Source organism: Pseudoalteromonas sp. MSK9-3, from assembly GCF_003590335.1.
Lineage (GTDB): Bacteria > Pseudomonadota > Gammaproteobacteria > Enterobacterales > Alteromonadaceae > Pseudoalteromonas.
Genome location: NZ_MIET01000053.1, coordinates 1 through 613 on the forward strand (window position 1 = coordinate 1; position 613 = coordinate 613).

At 48.8% G+C, this 613-nt stretch carries 1 rRNA gene; it reads left to right on the forward strand.

Annotated elements, in window-relative coordinates:
* Window positions 1-613: ribosomal RNA gene (locus BGP78_RS20175) — 23S ribosomal RNA — on the forward strand; the annotation flags it as partial.

Sequence of the window (613 nt, forward strand, 5' to 3'; positions counted from 1 at the left end):
AGTGAAATCGAGTAGGTCGGAGCACGTGAAACTTTGACTGAATATAGGTGGACCATCATCTAAGGCTAAATACTCCCAACTGACCGATAGTGAACCAGTACCGTGAGGGAAAGGCGAAAAGAACCCCTGTGAGGGGAGTGAAATAGAACCTGAAACCGTATACGTACAAGCAGTAGGAGCATACTTGTTATGTGACTGCGTACCTTTTGTATAATGGGTCAGCGACTTATATTCTGTAGCGAGGTTAACCGATTAGGGTAGCCGTAGCGAAAGCGAGTCTTAACTGGGCGCTTAGTTGCAGGGTATAGACCCGAAACCCGGTGATCTAGCCATGGGCAGGTTGAAGGTTGAGTAACATCAACTGGAGGACCGAACCCACTAACGTTGAAAAGTTAGGGGATGACCTGTGGCTAGGAGTGAAAGGCTAATCAAACCGGGAGATAGCTGGTTCTCCCCGAAATCTATTTAGGTAGAGCCTCGGACGAATACTTACGGGGGTAGAGCACTGTTAAGGCTAGGGGGTCATCCCGACTTACCAACCCTTTGCAAACTCCGAATACCGTAAAGTACTATCCGGGAGACACACGGTGGGTGCTAACGTCCATCGTGAAGA